General features: G+C 44.9%; 20 protein-coding genes. 12 read left to right on the top strand and 8 right to left on the bottom strand.

What is annotated here, in order from left to right; translation table 11 throughout:
• Nucleotides 1-53 precede the first annotated feature (53 nt).
• From DKT75_RS09370 to DKT75_RS09350, 5 genes are read right to left on the bottom strand one after another with little or no spacing between them, the layout of a single operon-like run.
• Nucleotides 54-1,616 carry a polyamine aminopropyltransferase gene (locus DKT75_RS09370; protein WP_158278827.1) on the bottom strand — a complete coding sequence of 521 codons (1,563 nt, stop codon included), beginning with the start codon at nucleotides 1,614-1,616 and terminating at the stop codon, nucleotides 54-56.
• Complete coding sequence (locus tag DKT75_RS09365) at nucleotides 1,609-1,893, bottom strand: DUF350 domain-containing protein (RefSeq protein ID WP_109823166.1); 285 nt, start codon at nucleotides 1,891-1,893, stop codon at nucleotides 1,609-1,611. Before DKT75_RS09365 ends, DKT75_RS09370 begins: the two co-directional genes overlap by 8 nt.
• Before the next feature lie 22 nt (nucleotides 1,894-1,915).
• Nucleotides 1,916-2,101, bottom strand: coding sequence for a hypothetical protein (locus tag DKT75_RS09360; protein ID WP_109823165.1), 186 nt, complete (start codon nucleotides 2,099-2,101; stop codon nucleotides 1,916-1,918).
• A 1-nt stretch (nucleotide 2,102) separates the two neighbouring features.
• A complete protein-coding gene (locus DKT75_RS09355) occupies nucleotides 2,103-3,314 on the bottom strand; it encodes a hypothetical protein (protein WP_109823164.1) in 1,212 nt (403 codons plus the stop codon).
• Complete coding sequence (locus tag DKT75_RS09350; protein WP_109823163.1) at nucleotides 3,311-3,925, bottom strand: DUF4178 domain-containing protein; 615 nt, start codon at nucleotides 3,923-3,925, stop codon at nucleotides 3,311-3,313. The genes DKT75_RS09355 and DKT75_RS09350 overlap by 4 nt, the downstream gene beginning before the upstream one ends.
• 273 nt (nucleotides 3,926-4,198) lie before the next feature.
• Between DKT75_RS09350 and DKT75_RS09345 the strand changes: the two genes are divergently transcribed.
• Nucleotides 4,199-4,807: a DUF2202 domain-containing protein gene (locus DKT75_RS09345; RefSeq protein WP_109823162.1), complete on the top strand. Its 609-nt coding sequence runs from the start codon at nucleotides 4,199-4,201 to the stop codon at nucleotides 4,805-4,807.
• Between the two features lie 89 nt (nucleotides 4,808-4,896).
• On the opposite strand, the gene DKT75_RS09340 is transcribed toward DKT75_RS09345, so the two are convergent.
• Nucleotides 4,897-5,874 carry an SLAC1 anion channel family protein gene (locus DKT75_RS09340; RefSeq protein WP_109823161.1) on the bottom strand — a complete coding sequence of 326 codons (978 nt, stop codon included), beginning with the start codon at nucleotides 5,872-5,874 and terminating at the stop codon, nucleotides 4,897-4,899.
• Between the two features lie 176 nt (nucleotides 5,875-6,050).
• Here DKT75_RS09340 and trxC point away from each other — a divergent pair, with 176 nt between their 5' ends.
• Nucleotides 6,051-6,485: a thioredoxin TrxC gene (trxC, locus tag DKT75_RS09335; protein WP_109823160.1), complete on the top strand. Its 435-nt coding sequence runs from the start codon at nucleotides 6,051-6,053 to the stop codon at nucleotides 6,483-6,485.
• A 95-nt stretch (nucleotides 6,486-6,580) separates the two neighbouring features.
• Nucleotides 6,581-7,075 (top strand): hypothetical protein, encoded by a 495-nt coding sequence (locus DKT75_RS09330; RefSeq protein WP_109823159.1) that lies wholly within the window; start codon nucleotides 6,581-6,583, stop codon nucleotides 7,073-7,075.
• Here the strand turns inward: DKT75_RS09330 and DKT75_RS09325 are convergent.
• The gene (locus DKT75_RS09325; RefSeq protein ID WP_109823158.1) at nucleotides 7,072-8,214 is read right to left on the bottom strand and encodes an ROK family protein; all 1,143 of its coding nucleotides are present in this window, start codon (nucleotides 8,212-8,214) and stop codon (nucleotides 7,072-7,074) included. The two genes, DKT75_RS09330 and DKT75_RS09325, sit on opposite strands and share 4 nt — an antisense overlap.
• Nucleotides 8,215-8,404: 190 nt before the next feature.
• Here DKT75_RS09325 and DKT75_RS09320 point away from each other — a divergent pair, with 190 nt between their 5' ends.
• The 5 genes from DKT75_RS09320 to glk all read left to right on the top strand — a co-directional run bounded on the left by DKT75_RS09320 (nucleotide 8,405) and on the right by glk (nucleotide 13,560).
• Nucleotides 8,405-9,664, top strand: a complete 1,260-nt coding sequence (locus DKT75_RS09320; RefSeq protein ID WP_170310668.1) for an ABC transporter substrate-binding protein — start codon at nucleotides 8,405-8,407, stop codon at nucleotides 9,662-9,664.
• 90 nt (nucleotides 9,665-9,754) lie between these two features.
• Complete coding sequence (locus DKT75_RS09315; protein ID WP_109823156.1) at nucleotides 9,755-10,645, top strand: carbohydrate ABC transporter permease; 891 nt, start codon at nucleotides 9,755-9,757, stop codon at nucleotides 10,643-10,645.
• The gene (locus DKT75_RS09310; RefSeq protein WP_109823155.1) at nucleotides 10,642-11,487 is read left to right on the top strand and encodes a carbohydrate ABC transporter permease; all 846 of its coding nucleotides are present in this window, start codon (nucleotides 10,642-10,644) and stop codon (nucleotides 11,485-11,487) included. The genes DKT75_RS09315 and DKT75_RS09310 overlap by 4 nt, the downstream gene beginning before the upstream one ends.
• 10 nt (nucleotides 11,488-11,497) lie before the next feature.
• Nucleotides 11,498-12,601 (top strand): ABC transporter ATP-binding protein, encoded by a 1,104-nt coding sequence (locus tag DKT75_RS09305; RefSeq protein WP_109823154.1) that lies wholly within the window; start codon nucleotides 11,498-11,500, stop codon nucleotides 12,599-12,601.
• Nucleotides 12,601-13,560, top strand: coding sequence for a glucokinase (gene glk / locus DKT75_RS09300; RefSeq protein ID WP_109823153.1), 960 nt, complete (start codon nucleotides 12,601-12,603; stop codon nucleotides 13,558-13,560). Before DKT75_RS09305 ends, glk begins: the two co-directional genes overlap by 1 nt.
• A gap of 16 nt (nucleotides 13,561-13,576) precedes the next feature.
• On the opposite strand, the gene DKT75_RS09295 is transcribed toward glk, so the two are convergent.
• Nucleotides 13,577-14,584, bottom strand: a complete 1,008-nt coding sequence (locus DKT75_RS09295) for a LacI family DNA-binding transcriptional regulator (RefSeq protein ID WP_109823152.1) — start codon at nucleotides 14,582-14,584, stop codon at nucleotides 13,577-13,579.
• A gap of 203 nt (nucleotides 14,585-14,787) precedes the next feature.
• Here DKT75_RS09295 and DKT75_RS09290 point away from each other — a divergent pair, with 203 nt between their 5' ends.
• The 4 genes from DKT75_RS09290 (at nucleotide 14,788) to DKT75_RS09280 (ending at nucleotide 21,140) form a co-directional block, all read left to right on the top strand.
• A complete protein-coding gene (locus DKT75_RS09290) occupies nucleotides 14,788-17,037 on the top strand; it encodes a glycoside hydrolase family 3 protein (protein WP_211665316.1) in 2,250 nt (749 codons plus the stop codon).
• Nucleotides 17,037-18,059, top strand: coding sequence for a putative glycoside hydrolase (locus DKT75_RS21990; RefSeq protein WP_211665315.1), 1,023 nt, complete (start codon nucleotides 17,037-17,039; stop codon nucleotides 18,057-18,059). The genes DKT75_RS09290 and DKT75_RS21990 overlap by 1 nt, the downstream gene beginning before the upstream one ends.
• A gap of 64 nt (nucleotides 18,060-18,123) precedes the next feature.
• Nucleotides 18,124-18,381, top strand: coding sequence for a glycoside hydrolase family 16 protein (locus tag DKT75_RS09285; protein WP_109823151.1), 258 nt, complete (start codon nucleotides 18,124-18,126; stop codon nucleotides 18,379-18,381).
• Between the two features lie 56 nt (nucleotides 18,382-18,437).
• Nucleotides 18,438-21,140 (top strand): glycoside hydrolase family 3 protein, encoded by a 2,703-nt coding sequence (locus DKT75_RS09280; protein WP_245923150.1) that lies wholly within the window; start codon nucleotides 18,438-18,440, stop codon nucleotides 21,138-21,140.
• Nucleotides 21,141-21,166: the final 26 nt, after the last annotated feature.

Genomic DNA, 21,166 nt, shown 5'->3' with positions numbered 1-21,166 from the left:
ATTGATAGTGTCAAAGAGGCCTCTCATTTGGGAGGCTTTTTTATGCCTAGCCTTTATTCACCGTTTTGCAGAGCTTGATAGCCTTCCGCATAAAACCGCATTAGCGGAAGCGTCTGCAAGTAGTTAGCGGGCATTTCAATCGGTGGAAGATCAGTCGGGTGTTTCAGCACAAACTGCCAGTTATCGTTGGTAATATAACGAGTACTTGCGGGGATATTACGTTGCTTGGCAAATGGCGCGTTTGACGCCATTACATACCCCCAAGGGCCAAATGATGGCACTTGGCTATACACAGCTTGGCTGTTTTCAAACACCACGTCGAGCGTGCTTGCAACCGACCAAAACGCATTACGTACAACCCACGGGCTGGATGCTTGAGTAATCATCACCCCACCTACGCTTAAACGACGGGCTACTTTTTTGTAAAACTCAACCGTATACAGTCTAGCGATGTCCGTTGTGTCTGGGTCAGGTAAGTCAATGATGATGACATCAAACAAGTCACCGTCTTTTTCCAACCAGCGCCATGCATCATCGTTAGCGACGGTGACACGAGGGTCTTTGAGTGAGTTGTTATTTAGTGTGGTGATCTTGTCAAAGTTGCGACCTAAGTTGGTTACTTCAGGGTCAAGGTCAACTAGCACAATATCTTTTAGCTCAGGATAATGAAGCAACTCACGCACCGCTAAACCGTCTCCACCGCCAATAATCAACGCGCGCTCCAGTGTGCGACTATGACTTGCCGGTAGGTGAACTAATGGTTCGTGGTAGCGATACTCGTCAATGCTTGAGAACTGCAAGCTACCGTTCAAAAACAGTCGCGTATCTCGCCCACGCTGAGTAACGACAATCTTTTGATAAGTAGACTGTGTGCTGAAAATAACAGGGTCTTGGTACAGCGAGCGTTCCAATATGCCGGTAAAAGTATTTGAAAATAGACTGGCAACTAGCAATAACCCAACGGCCAGTGCTGCATGAGTTATTTGCAGCTTAGGTCGCATGAGGTGCTTTCTAAAGTGCCAGACAACGACGAGTGCCACCAAGAGATTGACTGCGCCAATCGCAAATGCTGTTAGTAAGTGTCCAAGGTAAGGCAATAATATAAACGGGAACAATAAAGAGGCGAGTAGGGCACCGACATAGTCTGTTGCTAATACATCACTCAAACCTTGGCGGATACCTCGGCCTTGCTCAATTACTCGGGTTAGCAGTGGTATTTCCATACCTACCAAAATACTAATCGCGGCAATAACCACCAGCATCGCGGGGTAGTAATACTGCGTCCATGCATAAGCCGCATAGAGCAGTACGGCAGACAAGCCACCGATTAAACCCAATGCAATTTCTATGCGGACAAAAGCATCCATCAAATTACCACGAACATACTGTGCAAGCCACGCACCTACGCCCATAAAAAACAGGAATAGACCGATGGTGACGGAGTAGTGAACAACGCCAGAGCCAAGTAAGTAAGTGGATAGACTGCTGATTAGCAGTTCGTAGATGAGGCTACAGCCAGCGATGATGAAGATTGAAAATAACAGTAATCGCTGGTCGGCAATCGTAGGTGATAGCGTGTTTGGTTCGCTATCACCCAGTCGGTCTGGATTAGCCAATGACAGCACTCGCGATAATGATACAGACGCCCAAAATCATACTTCCAGCTAAGATGGCTAGGGCACGGTTGCCTTTGTTTGCCACTTCATCAGCAAGGTCACCCGGTGTTAACCAGTCAACAACTTTGAAGCCAATCGTTGCCATGATGATACCGATTAACGAGTACAACACGGTCGCGATAATGCCTGAGGTCAGGCCAGACATACTTGTGTCTGCTGCAAGTGCAGGGCCAGTGCTTAGTAATAATAGGCTTAGTGCCATCAAACGTAATTTCATAAAACTCTCCAAAAATAACTATTTATTTACCGCTAGAAGGGCCACCACCGACCCAACCGCGTGAACCGACATAAAGTATGCGACCCGTTGTTTTATCTTTTTCTGTGGTGACGCTAGACTCACCAATACCTTTCCACGATGCCCAAAGCGGCAAAATCACCACTGCGCCACAGAAAATGAGTATCAAAATCATGGTTAATTTACTCATATTATTTGCCCCTTAGCCCAGTGCTTTTTTGGATATATTTGGACTTCTTTCTCGTCACTAAAATGAGTAATAATACTAAGAACAGCACCGCAACAATAATGGGCAGCGTCGATACCACGTTACGAGTCACCGTCCCTTTAACCGTCAACTCACTCCAATTAGTCATGGCCGATGGCACAAGACTCAACTGGAAATTACCGGCAGGTAGTTTGATGCGAGGTGCGTCACCGAACTGGTCTTCGGTCCAAGCCCCGTCGCTGTCTCGGCCACTCTCGCGCCAAAACTCTACTGGCAGCTCTGTAACCACGGTGTTATCACTGTCTTTAATGAGTACGTCAGCGTCAAATATACCGTCTCTACTTTGCCGCGAAGACCTAAAGGAAAACGCCACTAAACTAGATTCTTCGAGGGATATCGTTCCTAAATCGACGGATTTATTAATTGAGGCGTTGTTGAAGTTTTGACTCGGAATTTCAAGCAGCGTTGATTCCATCGACATCATCGCGAAGAAACCAGCGACCAAACAAATGATGCAGGCGATAGCGACTTTTAAAACCGTGCCAACACGCTTGATGCCGTTGAGTGCTTCGATTTTTCCAAAGCCGCGCAACAAGTCCATATTATCGATTGATTGAGAGGTGAACGCTTCGATCTCTTTGTTATTGCCGTTTTGATCAAGCAATACCTCAAGTGATTTACCGTCTTTTTCGTAGCTCTTCACGCGTTCGTTTTCAGCGGGGAAGTAGGAGAACTCACCAACCGCAGAGGTTAGCGTCCAATCCCCAATCTCATAACTGCGATCACCTTCTGGAATACCGCTTGTAATTTTGCCTTTGCGTGACCAAAAGTAACCTGTTTTATCCTGCACGACCCAAGCAAGCTCGCGAGCAGCATTGATCACCCACCATGTGTGGTAACTCCATGGCGTTTTTTCCCAGTTATTATCTTCCGAATCCCACTCAGTCACTACGCCTCGGTAACTCTGACAGCCGATTACTTGCCATGTGTCGCCTCGATAATCGAAGGCCTCATGCAGCTTAAAAAGTGGGTTAACAGGTACTGTTGGAATGTATTCTGGTTGTTGCGTGTCACCAGTTTTACTGCCGCACGACTCGCAGGTCATCATCATTGAGTTTGGGTTGAACTGCTTCATTGGGTAGCCACAATGCGGGCAGGGTTCAACCTTTACGGGTTCAAAAGTCCCCGCACTCATAGCGCATCCCACTTGATGGCGCGTAAGTCAAAGACCTCAGCTTGCGACACGGCCGCAACGCCATCTTCTATTTCGAGTGAGTACTCATCGCCATCATCCACGCCATCTATATAAGTCACGGTACTTTGTGCTTCAGGTTCGCTAGGCAACATGCCTTCACGACCCACAATAGTAGCGGTGAATTTTTCGGTAACAAATAAGCTCTGTCCTGTTGGTAAAGCCAACATGCCGCCGACGCCAACGTTGTTTGCTGAGTTACCGACGTTGATGTCTTTACCAATGGAATGGCGGTAGTAAACGCCGTCATCTTCTTCCACCCAAAAGCCATCGCCTTGGTTGTTTTCGACCCACCATTCGTCCCAGCTACCTTGATCGTATTGCAGGCGCATTCGGCCGCGAATGGTGTATTGAGTACCGTCAGGCACGTCGCCACGCAAACCTACACGTAAGTAGCTTGGTGCATCGAGTGGTGATTTTTGTCCGGCTTCTGCTTGCCACAGCTGATTGCTTAGGCGTAACCAAGCGTTGCAATAGCTGCAATCAATGCTTCGAATTAATGGTGAAACACCTTCGATAGCTCCGCCACAGCTGGGGCAGTTTAATGTTGTCATCGCCTGCTCCTGTCTTTTTTATGATGTTCATTATCATAGCTTAGAAGGGTGTGTTTTGCGATGTGGATTTAAAATAGCTAAAAGCACCTGAGCCACGGATCAGTCAGGTGCCGAAACAGAGGTTAAAGTAAAATGTAAGGAAAGTGTTAATTGGTGTAAGAGGTTTGTAAAACAGGCACTTGCAGCGATGTAAATTGATATTTCGCAATGTTCTAGTGGGGACCTAGTCGTACTCTGAAGGCGTCAAAACAATAACTCATAAGGAACTACACAATGAAAAATTTATTCACAGGCGCAGCAATTGCATTGGTATTAACAGCTGGCTTTACAGCAACCACGCAGGCAGCAGTAACCCTTACAGAAGCAGAAGCGAAAACACTTCAGTTTATGCATGAAGAAGAAAAGCTAGCTAAAGATGTTTATCTAACGCTATATGAGAAATGGAATATCCGCTCATTTAGTAATATAGCGAGTGCTGAGCAGCGCCACCAAGATCAACTAAAAGTTTTACTAGACCAGTATGGCGTGCCATCTATTATTCAGAGCAGTGAAGTTGGTCATTTTACAAATCCAGATTTAGCTAAAATGTACAATGACTTAACTACGCAGGGTTTGGCTTCTTTAGAGGGGGCTTTAAAAGTAGGTGGCATGATTGAAGAGTTGGATATTTTGGATCTTCAAAAAGCTATTGCTGAGTCAGATAAAGCGGATGTTGATAGTACTTATGAGAATCTATTGCGCGGCTCTCGAAATCATTTACGGGCTTTTGCTAAACAATATAGTAAAAACCTAGGGTTAACGTATCAGGCACAGTTAATGCCAGCTGCGGAAGTGAATGACATTATTAACTCTGATCAAGAGCGTGGTGGTCACGGCGGTTGATTCTATAACGGTCAATGCTAATAGACTGAAAATGCTGCTCTAAATGAGCAGCGTTTTCAGCTTACTGAGGCTTTGAAAATTTGAGACGACTATCCTTCCTCAACACAAATTTCATTATTTAGCATTCCCATGCCAGTGCGTACTAGCAACATGCTAACTATTACTGTCACTAGCGCCAGCAGTCCACCGCCTAACCAAAGAAAGAAGACTTTGTTTGTCAGCTCATACATCACCATAGTTGCAATCGTTATTGCAGCGAGGGGAAATGAGTACGCCCACCAAGATAGGAAGAATGGTAGCTTGGTAAAGCGTCTGAACTGAGTAAATAGCAATAAGGTTAGGAATAACCCAGAGTAATACAAGATGCGCCCAAATGAGTCTAACTCACCGGTTAATTTGATATAAGCGACGAAACCAACCGCAGGAGGTGCGATTAAAATGAATAGAGTGGGTAGCAACTTTGCTGGAATAGGGTCATGGAATAAGATGCGATAAAACACAATTGTCATCAAAATTACCCAGAACAGCATGCCGATGCTGAAGAAGAACCACGATAACTCAACAAAACCAAGTGGAATGCCTGCAATCGGTACGATCACATTACCGACCGCTGGGATAAACCATGCAGGACTCATGTGCGGCACTTTAAAATGCCCCTGATGCATCCACGTACTTATAATGTATAAAACAAACCCGAGCTGAGAGACTGTGCCTACAGCCCATAACACTTTCCCAATCGCTGGACTGACGGCCATAAATGCAACGGACAACAATAAGAAGCTGATTGATATCGTTGGGAAAAAACTTAACTTAACGGGGTGATTCAGCTCAGCACTGACGTTATCTGGAAAGTTGATGATTTTATGGATATACATGGCACTAAGTGCAATAAATACCAATGAAGTCAACGCAACGAGTAGGGGGCTAATAATTCCAAGATCGAGGCCGGCTATATGCTGGGCTTTTTCCCAAGCGATTGTCATTCCTGATAATCCCATCACCATGGAAAAGAATGAAATCGGCATGTGCGCAAGGCTACTTTTAAATTCTTTACTAGTAGTATGCATGAGACTGCACCTGTGAATGTTAAAAAACAGGATCATACGCTGTCGCTTTATGGTTGGCATTGATGAATATCAAAAATAATTATGCAGAGCTTGATTGGTCGCACCATAACCCAATATTGAGAGTATATTTGTAATGTAATCGTTACTACATTGTTGACGGTATTGGAGAAAACCTAATGAGTGATTCTAAACATATTGTATGTCCTTCTTGCGGTGCGACTAATCGAGTACCACAAGACCGTTTGCAGCAAAGCCCTGTGTGTGGAAAGTGTAAACACACCTTGTTACCAGCGACGCCTACTGACTTAAACGATCAGAACTTTGCCAAGTTTATTGGGAGTAATGACCTGCCAGTAGTCGTCGACTTTTGGGCAGAGTGGTGTGGCCCATGCAAGCAAATGGCACCAGCTTATAATGAAGCTGCTGGTCAATTACAGTCGCAGGCGATTTTGGCAAAGTTAAATACTGAAACGGCACAGTCGGTTGCTGGAAAGTATGCGATTCGTAGTATTCCAACGATGATTATTTTCCATAAGGGACGTGAAGTTGCTCGTCAGTCTGGGGCGATGTCGGCTGGGCAGATAGCTAGTTGGGTAAAAAATAACTTATGAATTTAACTTGGATAGACTTGAAAATTTTTATGATGTGTGGAAGTAAGTTTTTCATTTGGAGTTGGTATGTCTAAGAGAAGGGAGGGGCTGTTTGCATGCTCATTGAAACAAAAAGTAGCCATATTCATAGTTTTTTCTTTTGCATACCTTCTATAATGTACTTAATAGTTGAGGCAAGGAAAGTTAATGCTGAGTTCGGTGAGCTTCTTAAAAGGTCGCAATTTCCTAAAGGTGAGCTTGTTGAACAAACGACAACGAATTTATTTGCAGCTGGTGTGACGCAGACTTATAAAACCAGTGATGAAGATGGTCTATTTGATGCTTATAATCACTATTGTTCTTTCTTTCAAGAGCAAGAAGATTGGTATGCTAGTAAAGTCTCTGGTGTCTATAACGATATCCACTGTGGCCTTTCAAGGGAGGGCTTTGACGAAGGTAAGAGGTTCTACAAGGTCAGTTTTTGTAAGAAAAATTATAAAACTATTTATCTGTATCTCATCAAACCTAAAGAGTTATCTAAAAAGGATTATAGGATCAAGGTACGTGCAAGCTATAAGCCAGGTACAACTTTTCTTATGTGTCAAACTTAGTTGGTCTCAATAACCTCAAGCGCCTCAGTCAACGCCGACAAAGCCGCCCCATTCAAAGTAGCCTCATTTCCCATAACGGGCGTAGAAATAACGGGTGGACGACGAGATGCTTGCAGCAAAACTTCTAACCTCGGACGAAGTCGCTGAAATAATTTATCCGACCTAAAATCAATCAACACCTCATCTAGCGCCAACACACTGTTAAGAACATTAATAGCGTCACAAATGTGCTCACAATAAAGGTCAATAACCGCCAATGTTTGAGGGTCACGTTGATCGATATACTTGGCAAGCTCATCTAAAGCTTGGCGCGGGTGACCTAAGCTCTCCAGCAAGTCCGCAAGACAACCATCAGTCGTTAACGAGTGCTCAAATGATGTGGTATTCGGGATGTTTCTGTTGACGTGTAGCTGACCAATTTCACCCGCCCAACCATTCAGTATTTTACCTTCGATAGACAAACCCGATCCAACACCTGTATAGAGATACAAATACGCAAAGGATAAATCACGTAACCGTGGCTGTTGGTGAAGCTCTGACATAGCGGCTAAGTTAACGTCATTGTGAAAACTCAGCGGGTATTCAATGACTTCTTGAAGGCGCTCAATAAACTCACCGCCTTCAATGCACGGTAGTTTAGGTGCCATTGGGATTGTGTCGCCTTCAATAACACCCGGAATAGCGATAGTGACACCAAAGATTCGCTTTGCATCAGGCACTTCTTTCTCAAGTTTTTCGATGGCTGCTTTTATGCAGCGGATCAGCGTATCTATGTCTTGGTGTTTACTCACAGGCACATCGGGAATAGCAGTGGCCTTTCCCGTGTAATCAACCCAAGCCAGCCCAAGCTCCGTCTCTGTTTTTGTTGGGCGCAGTACTATCCCTAGCGCATAAGCCGCATCAGCATTTAACTCAAGTAACGAAATAGGGCGACCTTTTCTGCCATCCTTTTTAGTGCTTTCTGACTCACACAGTAGCTTTTCTTCGAGTAGGTCATTGACAACAGAAGAGACCGCGGCAGGAGAGAGAGAGAGTGCAGGGCCAAGTGCTGAGCGAGATTGCGCGCCTTCGTAACGTATGTGTGACAGTACTGCTCTACGGTTAAGTTGGCGTATTCTCGTCGGGCCTGCTGAGGACATTGAAGCTTCCTATGTAATTAATGATTCTCTCTCTAAGTAGGACAATATAGCGTAAACGTCCATCTATCGGAGAAAATATTTAATTTATTATTGAAAGTAAATTAATTAGTTTACTTTGTGAATTAATTAATTTAGTCTTTGCTCAGCCTCTTAAGAGGGGTCTATAAGTAATTTTCATTGAGGAGAAATTATGAAATTGTCTAAAATTGGTTTGGGTATCGCATTGGCATTGGGTTTATCAATGTCTGCACAGGCAGCTGAAGTTGAAGTTCTGCACTATTGGACTTCTGGTGGTGAAGCGAAATCAGTGGCTGAGCTAAAGAAGATGCTTGAAGCCAAAGGTCACACATGGAAAGACTTCGCTGTTGCCGGTGGTGGTGGTGAGAGCGCAATGACAGTACTTAAGTCTCGTGTTGTATCTGGCAACCCACCAGCTGCTGCACAAATCAAAGGCCCTAGCATCCAAGAATGGGGTGAAGAAGGCGTACTAGCAAACATCGACGGCGTTGCAACAAAAGAAGGCTGGGATAAGTTACTACCAAAAGTTGTTTCAGACGTAATGAAGCATGACGGTAAGTATGTTGCAGTACCGGTTAACGTACATCGCGTTAACTGGATGTGGGCCAACCCAGAAGTATTCAAAAAAGCTGACGCAACGGTTCCAACAACTTGGGATGAGTTCTTTGTTGCGGCAGACAAAATCAAAGCAGCAGGCATGACAGCCGTTGCTCATGGTGGACAACCTTGGCAGGACGCAACGACATTTGAATCAGTTGTTCTTGGTACTCAAGGTCCAGTTTTCTATAACAAAGCATTCGTAGAGCTAGATCCTAAGTCGCTAGACAGCGCGCAAATGGTTGAAGCACTTGAAACATTCCGTAAGATCAAGCAGTACACGGATGAAGGCGCACCAGGTCGTGATTGGAATCTTGCAACGTCAATGATCATCAAAGGCGAAGCCGGTATGCAGTTCATGGGCGACTGGGCAAAAGGTGAATTCACTGCAGCGGGCAAGAAGCCGGGCGTTGATTACATCTGTGCAGCAGCACCGGGAACGTCAAAAGGCTTCACGTTCAATATCGACAGTTTTGTTATGTTCGATTTGGATAACAAGGATTTAGCGGCGGGCCAAAATGACCTAGCTAGTACAGTCCTAAGTCCTGAGTTCCAAGAAGTATTTAACTTGAACAAAGGTTCTATCCCTGCGCGTCTAGGCTCATCTATGGAAAAGTTTGATGACTGCGCGAAGTTGTCTTCAAAAGACTTCGTAGAATCAGCTAAGTTTGACACGCTAGTGCCAAGTATGGCGCACGGTATGTCTACGTTCTCGTCTACACAGGGTGCTATTTATGACACTGTGACTGAGTTCTACAACAACGATAAAGTAACGGCTAAAGATGCTGCTGCGAAGATGGCTAAAGCCGTAGCTTCAGCAACTGCAGATTTATAATTACTAGTTAGACCGCTTTGTTGAGACCCGGTCGTTCGGCTGGGTCTCAATGTCCTTACCACCCGCTTTATCAGGAGAGTTCGTTTTCCCATGAACGCATCCAGTAAACCCAAGTTATCCTTTGGGGAGTATCTTCCCAAAATAGTGGTTGCTCCGACCTTTGTTGCAACATTGATTTTTATCTACGGCTTTATGCTGTGGAATGCATGGTTATCTTTTAGCTCCTCTCGTATGTTGCCTAAATACGATTGGGTAGGCTTGAAACAATATGAGCGCTTATTTGCCAATGACCGTTGGTGGGTTGCCGCAGAAAATTTATTAATATTCGGTGTGTTATTCATCGTGACTTGTTTGGTGATTGGACTGTTTTTAGCAATCTTCCTAGACCAAAAAGTACGCGCCGAAGGTGCTATTCGTACCATCTATCTTTACCCAATGGCGCTATCGTTCATCGTAACGGGTACGGCTTGGAAGTGGATACTTAACCCTGAGTTGGGCATCCAGCGCATGTTTCGAGAGATGGGCTGGGAGTCGTTTTCATTCGACTGGCTAGTGAATAGTGATATGGCGATTTACACCGTGGTTATTGCCGGTGTTTGGCAGTCATCAGGCTTCGTAATGGCGTTATGTTTAGCGGGCTTACGTGGTGTGGATGAGAATATCGTCAAAGCAGCGCGTGTTGATGGGGCATCAATGCCAGCGATTTACCGTCGCATTATTATTCCGGGTTTAGGCCCAGTATTTTTCAGTGCGCTGATCGTACTGACGCACATCGCTATCAAGAGTTTTGATTTGATTGTGGCACTAACGGGCGGTGGGCCAGGTTATGCAACTGACGTACCTGCAACCTTTATGTACACCTATGCGTTTACACGTGGTCAGATCGGTGTGGGTTCGGCAGCGTCAATGATGATGTTAATGGCCGTAGTGGCGATTATCGTGCCTTATCTCTACTCAGAGCTTAGGGAGAAGAAACAATGAGTTTAAATCGTATATTGATCTATGGCGTGCTAACACTCGCGGCCATGTTTTACTTGCTACCACTGTTAGTGATGGTGATTACCTCACTTAAAGATTTGGAAGAAATCCGTAACGGTACGATGCTGACATTACCTCAGTCGTTGAACTTTACGGCATGGGATAAAGCGTGGAGCACAGCCTGTACTGGTGTAAGTTGTGAAGGCCTAAAAGGCTACTTCTGGAACTCGGTACTGATCGTTGTACCAGCAGTTTTGGTATCAACTATTTTAGGTGCGTTAAACGGTTACGTACTGACAAAATGGCGCTTCCGTGGAAGTAACTTGTTCTTTGGTTTGTTGTTGATCGGTACCATGATCCCATTCCAAGTTATCTTGTTACCGATGGCGCGTACGCTAGGCTTCCTAGGAATAGCGGGAACTACTTGGGGGTTAATACTCGTTCATATTATTTATGGACTTGCCTTTACAACGTTGTTTTTCCGTAACTACTACATCAGTGTGCCGAGCGAGTTAGTGAACGCTGCACGTATTGATGGTGCTGGTTTCTGGATGATTTTCTACCGTATTATTTTGCCAATCTCTACACCAATTTTGGTGGTATCGATTATTTGGCAGTTTACCCAAATCTGGAATGACTTTCTGTTCGGTGTCGTTTACTCCTCGGGAGACTATCAACCGATTACGGTTGCACTAAATAACTTGGTTAACACCAGTACCGGTGTCAAAGAATATAACGTCGATATGGCCGCTGCCATTATCGCTGCACTGCCTACGCTATTTGTTTACATCGTAGCGGGTAAATACTTCGTGCGAGGCCTGACTGCAGGCGCTGTTAAAGGTTAAGGAACACATCATGCAAGCTTTAAAAATACAAAATGTTGAAAAGAGTTTTGGTGCGATCAAAGTACTAAAAGGAATTAATATAGAAATCGAGCCGGGTCAGTTTTTGATCTTGGTTGGGCCATCAGGTTGCGGTAAGTCAACGCTATTGAACATGATTGCTGGTTTGGAGACGGTGAGTAAGGGCGACATCGTTATTGGTGATCGTACCGTGACTCATCTTGACCCTAAAGACCGTGATATCGCGATGGTATTTCAGTCGTATGCCTTGTATCCAAACATGACCGTGAGCCAAAACATCTCATTCGGTTTGGACATTGCTAAAATGCCGAAGCCAGAGCAGAAGGTGGTGGTTGATCGTGTTGCTAAGATGCTGCAAATCGAACCGCTGCTAAACCGTAAGCCTAAAGCGTTATCGGGTGGACAACGTCAGCGTGTGGCAATGGGTCGTGCATTGGCACGTGATCCGTCGATTTACTTGTTTGATGAGCCACTTTCAAACCTTGATGCGAAGTTACGTGTTGAAATGCGTAGTGAGATCAAAGAGCTACACCAGCGTGAAAAAACGACAATCGTTTATGTAACACATGATCAGATTGAAGCAATGACGTTGGCTGATGTGATTGCGGTGATGAAAGACGGTGAAGTGCAGCAGTTTGGAACGCCTCAAGAAATATATGATAACCCTGAAAATCAGTTTATTGCTGGCTTCATGGGTAGCCCATCAATGAACTTTGTACCGTGCGAGTTAAGTAAGTCAGATGACGGTTATGAGCTACTGATGGAAAGTGCAGGCAAAGTGACTCGTTTATTGGTTAATCAGGATATTCCTGGTCTAGCGCAGTATGTGGGGCGCTCAGTTGTGCTGGGTGTTCGTCCTGAGCAAATTACTCAAGTCAGTGAGGATAAGCCAGATAGCATGGTCATGCCTTGTGCCGTCGAGATTGTTGAACCAACTGGCCCAGACACGATGGTGACGATTCGTTTGAATGGTGTAAAGACGGTTTGCCGTGTTCATCCAACAGCGATTTGTAGCCCAGGCGAGCCAATGTTTCTTCAGTTTGACGTGACTAAAGCTGTCTTTTTTGACCCAGAAACTGAGCTGAGAATAAGATAATGACAAGTGATGATGTGCGTCTGATTGCTGATATAGGTGGTACGAATGCGCGGTTCGCTTTACTTTCTTTAGAGCAGGGTGTTCATCGCCAAATTGTCCTCCCTTGTGCTGACTACGACGAGATCGTAGTGGCTATGAAGGCTTATTTAGGCATGGTCGGTGACCCTGTTGTAAAGGAAGCAGCAATAGCAATAGCCACGGCTGTTGTGGGTGACAGCGTGAAAATGACCAATCATCATTGGTCGTTTTCAATCGAAACGCTTAAGCAGCAAATGGCTTTTGATAAGTTGATTGTGAAAAATGACTTTACTGCATTGGCAATGTCCATTCCTAAGCTGTCAAAGAGTGATTTTGTACAGGTAGGTGGTAATACTGACAGTCAGTTGATAACGCCATTAGGGATTGTGGGCGCAGGCACAGGTTTAGGTGTGTCTGGTTTGATTCCATATGGTGATATTTGGATACCACTTGAAGGTGAGGGTGGTCATTCTACAGTGAGTCCTTCTAACGAACGAGAAGTTGATATCATTAAGGTTTGCTGGAAACAGTATCCGCATGTATCGGCAGAGCGACTAGTGTCAGGGATGGGGTTGCAAAACCTCTACAGCGCTATTTGTGAGCTAGAAAATGTTGAGCCAGAATGTTTATCGCCGCGTGAAATATCAGTGCTTGGGATCAGTAATGCTAATCCTCACTGCGCTGAAGCACTTGATACGTTCTGTGGACTACTAGGGTCAGTTGCAGGTGACTTAGCGTTAACACTCGGTGCTTACCGAGGTGTCTACATAGGTGGAGGCATAGTGCCGCAACTGGGTAGTTACTTTGAGCAATCTAGCTTTAGAAAACGCTTTGAAGCGAAAGGGCGTTTTCAACAGCATTTAGCAGAAGTGCCGGTATTTGTTATCAATGCTGAGAACCCTGCGCTTTATGGTATTGGTGAAGCGTTCTCGTTAAGTTAATTGTACTTAGCAATGGTTATATCTTGGCGGTAGAGTCACGCTCTACTAGCCAAGGTTCAATTGGCTTTAGTGTTTTAATGCTACTGCCATTGATTAACGATAACAAAGTGTGAGCCGCTAAAATGCCGAGTGAATCTCTGGGTTGGTGAACGGTCGTTAGTGCGGGTGAGTAGTACTCAGCGACGGGTAGATTATCAAAGCCAATAACTGAAACATCCCTAGGAGTATGAATGCCGAGTTTTGTGAGTGTTGAGATGAAACCAAATGCCATTGCATCACTGGCACACATCACCGCAGTAGGGCGTTCGTTTTTAGGGAGTTGAAACCATGCATGAGCGGCAGACTTTCCTGATTTTAAAGAGAAGTCTCCGTCAAATACCCAAGGTTTTTTTGGGCTGTTTGGGGTTTGTTTAAGTACTTGGTAAAAGCTATCGGTACGGACTTTTCCAGGGGTAGTTTCATAAGGGCCAGCGATGTGGCCAATATCGGTGTGGCCTAATTCGCTAAGGTGTTTTATCGCCAGTTGTATGCCGAGTGCATCGTCAATGCTTGCAATGGGATAATTAGCGTCAATATTCCATTCGCCAGCATAGACAACAGGGGGCGTTTTATCACCTGTCGGGATGGTATCTAGCGGTAGTTTTCCGTCAAGTATGATAATGCCATCGACGCGATTTTTACTGAAATAAGCACGCGCTCTACCGTGTGACATAGAGGCTTTTTCTGTGTCGGCAATGAGTACATTAATGCCGTTTTTAGCGCAAACAGTTTCAATCGCTTCGACGATGCTAGAGAATATTTCATTACCTATATTTGGTAGCATTACAACGATGCTATCCGTTTGTTTTTTTCGAAGATTTCTTGCTGCTTCGTTGACGGTGTAGCCCGTTTCTTCAACCGCTTTCATAACAAGTTCGCGGGTTTTTTCAGAGACTTTCTCTGGATGCGAGAGGGTGCGGCTGACAGTAGCCGTCGACACTTTGGCCAATGCGGCAATATCTTGAACAGTAACTGTTTTACTCATGTGGTTGTCTGCGCTGCATGGGTTAATTAACTCCTTAACTTTATAAGTGATGTTGATTGACAGAGTTATATTAGCATTCTAATATTATGCAATCGATTACATTATTAGATGTAATCGATTGCATAGCTTTTCCAGCTAACTGTTTAGTTGTCTGGAGTTTATGATTTAAGGAGGAGCCATGAGCTTATTAGGAGAGAGTATTTATGAATAATACTCCAATCAAATTTACCCCGATTTTATTATCCACACTGCTGTTAACCGGTTGCCCATTTTTTGATGACGATGATGATTCGTCAAGTCAAAGTAGTGACAACACAATCATCGTTAGCGACTCACTCGCGTATTACGCAGAGTGGCCTACGATTGAAAGCAAGGTGACTGTCGATACTGATATTGAATCTCAAATCAGCGTTATTTTAGGTCAAATGACCTTGGAAGAAAAAGTCGGGCAAATGATTCAACCTAACTTGGACGATGTAACCCCTGAGGAAGCAAAGCAATACAAGCTAGGGTCACTGCTAAACGGTGGTGGCTCTTGGCCTGATGGCGACAAGCATGCAAGTGCTGCTGACTGGGCTGCGAAAGCAGATGAGTATTGGACTGCGTTGGATGAAGCCTATGCTGATCGTGGCTTTAAAGTGCCTTTCATGTGGGCAACAGACGCAGTACATGGACATAACAATGTTTTCGGGGCGACTGTATTTCCTCACAACATTGGTCTAGGTGCCGCGAATGATCCTGAAATGATCAACCGTATCGGTAAGGCGACTGCGAAAGAGGTTGCAGCGACTGGTTTGGATTGGACATTTGCACCAACAGTTGCAGCGCCACGCGATTATCGTTGGGGCCGTGTTTATGAAGGTTACTCAGAAGATCCTGAGATTATCTTTAACTACGCAGGTCAAATGGTTGATGGCCTTCAAGGTGGTAATGAAGGCTTAAAATCAGACTCTCAGGTTATCTCTAATGTGAAGCATTGGGTAGGTGACGGTGGTACGCAGGACGGTGTTGATCGTGGTGAAAACCATTACTCAGAAGAGTATATGATGAACATCCACGCTGCGGGTTACTTCTCTGGTTTGAAAGCGGGTGCTCAGGTGGTTATGAGCTCGTTTAACTCATGGCATGATGATGCGAATTACGACCAAACAGGTACGGGTGAATACAACAAGAAAGTCCATGGTAGTAAATACCTGATTACGGATGTTCTGAAAGGTAAGCTGGGCTTTGACGGTTTAGTCGTTACTGACTGGAACGGTCAGAATGAAATCAATGGTTGTACCTCTTCAAATTGCCCAGAAGCAGTTAACGCGGGTAACGACATTTTCATGGTGACGGCGCGAACAGATTGGCAGCCATTCTATGAAAACGTCATCGCACAAGTGAATGACGGCACCATTGAAATGTCACGTATTGATGATGCGGTAACACGTATTTTACGTGTAAAAATGCGTGCAAATTTGTGGAATAAGCCAAAGCCATCTGATCGTTCTTTAGCAGGTAATGATGCAATATTAGGTTCTGATGAGCATCGTGCATTAGCACGTGAAGCGGCGACTAAGTCTTTGGTGCTACTAAAGAACAAAGACAGTGTGTTACCACTCCAAGCAAATCAGCAGATTTATCTTGCGGGTAGTGCAGCTGATGATTTGCAGAAGCAAACAGGTGGTTGGTCACTGACGTGGCAGGGTACTGAAAACACTATCGATGACTTCCCTGGCGCGACAACATTGAAGATGGCACTGGAAGCACAAGTAGGTGCTGAAAATGTGTTTACCGATATCAATGACGTGACAGAGGATACTATTGCGGTTGTTGCGATTGGTGAAGACCCTTATGCTGAGTTTGTCGGTGATATTAAAGATCATCAAACGATTGGTTTTGCTGACTTGAAAACGGCTTATGCGGCTGATTTAGCGACAGTTAAAGAGTTAAAAGCACGTGGCATGAAAGTGGTTACGATCTTCTTCTCAGGTCGTCCAATGTATGTGAATGAAGAAATCAATAATTCTGATGCATTCATCGCAGCTTGGTTGCCGGGTACAGAAGCGGGTGGTATCACCGATGCGCTTTATCAGGTGAGTGGTACTGACTTCACTGGTCGTCTCTCATATAGCTGGCCTAACACGCTATGTTCTACAACAATTAACCGTGTGCCTATGAACATTGAAGGCTATGTAACGCCAGAGTGGGAGCAGGATATTAGTGGTGAGCACATGCCATTATTTGCCTATGGTTATGGTCTGTCTTATGCGATTGGTGAAGAGTCAGATGTTGATCTAGATAACCTAACACTAGATTCACGTGACTATGGTTGTGGACAAGATCAGCCTGATGATGGTTTAGCGACAATTCCTATGGAGTCTACGGTAAAGCGTCTGGCGGTGAGTTTGCATTACGTGTTTCTGGCGCGGCAAACGGCTGGCAGGGTATTGATGTATCTACTCAGGTAGTGACAGACCAAGGTAGTGTTTCAACAAGTCCAATTAACTACGAAGGTCAGTATGACGCGGTGACAGTAACGTTTACTGGTGATAGTGCGGCGCAGATTTATACGCAATACCATGATGACTTAGGTCAGGATAGTTATAGCTACTTAAACGCTGAGTCGACGTTGCAGTTTGATATCAAAATGCGTCAACTACCGACGGAAAGCATGATGCTATCACAACACTGTATTCACCCATGTTTGGCAGAAGTTAAGATCAATGACTTCCTTCCAGCAGTGTCTAGTGAGTGGTCAACTTTAAAAGTGCCATTGGCGTGTTTTGCTGAAAACGGTATGGACTATCAGAACATGAACACTGCATTCTTGTTGTTTACAGGTGGTGAGGCGCAGTTTGATTTGGGTAATGTTCGTATTGTACCTAAGAGTGTCGATGCGGCTGATGATGGTCTAACTTGTGCTCAGTTAGCTGGGGTTGCTGAGCCTGCATTGGACGAAGCAGTGTCGAATGTATTCGGTAGTGAAACATGGAATGCTGAAGTGACGACGTGGACAGCGCAAACAGCTGGTGATTGGAGTCCTTCTGAAGGGCTTGTGACAACTACTGTTAGTGGTGAAGGCGTTGCTACGGAAGTGAATGTGGTTTACAGCACGGATAAGCCTGATACTGACAAAGGTATCGTGTTTATCGAGGGTGATTCACAAAACCTTTCAAACTACTTAGCGGCAGGTGCGCTTCAGTTTGACCTTTATGTGACTGACTATGCGGCTAATACCGACGGCATGGTAGTGAAAATGGAAGGTGCAACGACTGCTGGGCCAGACTACTTTATCGGTTCGGCTTCAGAGTTACCTGCGGGCCAGTGGCATAGTATTAGCGTGCCTATTGCTGACTTAGGTCTGACTGAGAGTAACTTGATTGAAGATATTGCTAAACCTTTGGCAATTCTCCCAGCTTGGGCGAATCCACAGGGTGGTGTTGAGTTTACCTTCAAGAACGTGAGGGTCGTGCAGGACGCATCTTTATAAGTAACTGCAGATAGTTAGCTAAAAAACCACCGCCTAAAAACGGTGGTTTTTTTATGAGTGAAATTTGGGAAATGATGAAAAGATATTGTTTAGGCTTGGCTGTAGTGTCGAGTGGGATGAAAATGTTATTCGTTGGTATATCGACAATATTTTATTTCATTCAGTCGGTGAAGAGGATGTGGGCGGTAATATTTACCCATTCAATCAAGACTTCTATTTAATTATTAATTTAGCGATCGGTAGCAATTGGGCGGGGGCTCCAGACTCAAGTACGGTATTTCCTCAATACTTGATGGTGGACTACGTGAGGTTCTACCAGTAGCGCTCGTTAATATGCAATTTTATTAGTCATCAAACCTCTACTGTCGTGAGTGATACATGAATAAGACGCTAATTAAATTATCACCGGTTTTTTTAATAACCATTCTGTTACCGGGTTGCCTGCTTTTCCCAAGCTTACAACAAGCAAACCGCAAAGCACTAGTTGCGAATATGGAGCACGTCGAATGGCCTGCGATTAAAAGCAGTATCGGTAAAGACCCAATGATCGAATCTAAAGTTAGCGCCATTGTCGCGAAGATGACATTGAATGAAAAAGTGGGGCAGATGATTCAGCCTAACTTAAACGATGTTACCCCAGAAGAAGCCAAACAATACAAACTAGGATCGCTACTCAATGGCGGCGGTTCTTGGCCAAATGGCGATAAGCACGCTAGCGCAAAAGATTGGGTGTTACTCGCCGATAAATATTGGGCAGCGTTAGATAGCGCTTATGCAGACCGTGATTTTAAAGTTCCATTCATGTGGGCGACTGACGCAGTGCATGGTCATAATAATGTGTTCGGTGCGACAGTTTTTCCGCATAACATCGGCTTAGGTGCCGCAAATGACCCTGAACTGATTTTACGCATAGGGCAGGCGACAGCAAAAGAAGTGGCTGCAACGGGTTTAGATTGGACGTTTGCACCAACTGTTGCCGCACCGCGCGACTATCGTTGGGGGCGCGTTTACGAAGGTTACTCAGAAGACCCAGAAATCATCTTTAACTATGCAGGTAAAATGGTTGAAGGTTTACAGGGCGACAGCGCAAGCTTGAAATCAGACTCAAAAGTTATCTCTACTGTGAAGCATTGGGTAGGTGATGGCGGCACTAAAAATGGGGTTGATCGAGGTGAAAACTATTCGTCAGAAGCGAATTTAATCAATCTACATGCCGCAGGTTATTTCTCAGGCTTGACGGCTGGTGCGCAAGTGGTGATGAGCTCATTTAATTCATGGCATAACGATGCGAACTACGACCAAACTGGCACGGGGAAATACAATAAAAAGCTCCATGGAAGTAAGTACTTAATTACAGATGTGCTTAAGGGTAAGTTGGGCTTTGACGGTGTCGTAGTGACCGATTGGAATGGTCATAACGAAGTTAACGGCTGTAAGTCGTCGAACTGTCCTGCTGCAGTGAATGCGGGTAATGACATTATAATGGTCACGGCTCGCTCCGACTGGAAGGCGTTTTACAAAAACGTGGTCGCTCAGGTAAATGACGGCACGATAGCGACCTCGCGGATTGATGATGCGGTGACGCGTATTTTAAGAGTAAAAATGCGAGCAGGGTTATGGGAAAAGGCTAAGCCTTCAGGGCGCTCATTAGCGGCTAAAGAGGGTGTTTTAGGCTCAAAAGCACACCGCCAATTAGCGCGTGAAGCCGTGACTAAATCTCTCGTCTTATTGAAAAACAAAGATAATGTATTACCGCTTAAAGCAACTCAACGAGTGTATCTCGCAGGAAGTGCGGCAGAGAATCTGCCAAAACAAACCGGTGGTTGGTCGCTGACGTGGCAAGGTACGGAAAACACGATTGCGGACTTCCCGGGTGCAACGACGTTAAAAATGGCGTTGGAAGCACAGATTGGCGCGTCGAATGTTATTACGGATGTTAATAAAATAACTAATGACACGATTGCGGTAGTCGCGATAGGTGAAGACCCTTACGCTGAAGTGGTGGGTGATATTAAAGACCATCAAACTATTGGTTTTGCAAAGTTAAAAGCGGCTTATGCGGCAGATTTGGAAACGGTTAAGTCGCTAAAAGCACGCGGTATGAAAGTGGTCACTCTCTTTTTGTCGGGCCGTCCGATGTATGTCAATGAGGAGATCAATCACTCAGATGCATTCATCGCAGCATGGTTACCGGGAACAGAAGCAGGTGGTATCACCGATGCATTGTATAGTGTGAATGGTGCTGACTTTACTGGGCGTTTGTCATACAGCTGGCCAAATACGTCATGTTCAACGGCTATTAACCGCGAACCTCAGCATATTAAGAACTACGTGACACCAGAGTGGGAGCAAGGGCTTACAGGAGAGCACAAGCCACTATTTGCTTACGGCTATGGTTTGTCATATGCCAAAGGGACAACAGCGCTGTTAGATTTAGATCAGCTTCCATTGGATACGCGTGATTACGGTTGTGGCCAAACGGAAGCTGACACGGCTGTCGCGACGATTCCATTAGATATTTATGGAAAAGCATCGGGTAACGACTTTGTGCTCAATATCTCTGGCGAAGCGAATGATTGGAAAGGGTTAGATGTATCGCTTCAGCAGGCGACAAACCAAGGTGCTGTGTCCACAAAGCCGATTAATTATCAAAGTCAGTATGACGCTGTGTCAGTGACGTTTAATGGAAAGAGTCCTGCGCAGATTTATACACAGTACGCGGATGAGTTAGGGCAGAACCAACAGCGTTATTTAAATGCTGATGCAACCTTGCAGTTTGATATTAGAATGCACCAATTGCCAACGTCTAGCATGATGCTAGCGCAGCACTGTGTGTATCCATGTATGGCACAAATCAAAATAAATGACTTCCTGCCAGCAGTTTCAAACAAGTGGTCAACGCTGAAAATACCGTTATCGTGTTTTGCAGATAATGGCATGGAGTACCAAAAGATGAATACGCCATTTTTGTTATTTACTGCGGGCAAGGCTCAGTTTGATTTAGGCAATGTTCGTTTGGTGCCTAAGAGTGTAGATGCCGCGAGTGATGCGTTGAATTGCAAAGTCTTAACGAACGGCTAATGCACTGCTTGACTTTATTGAGTGTA

The sequence above is a fragment of the Leucothrix arctica genome, assembly GCF_003172895.1.
GTDB lineage: Bacteria > Pseudomonadota > Gammaproteobacteria > Thiotrichales > Thiotrichaceae > Leucothrix > Leucothrix arctica.
This window is presented reverse-complemented; position numbering and strand designations above follow the sequence as displayed.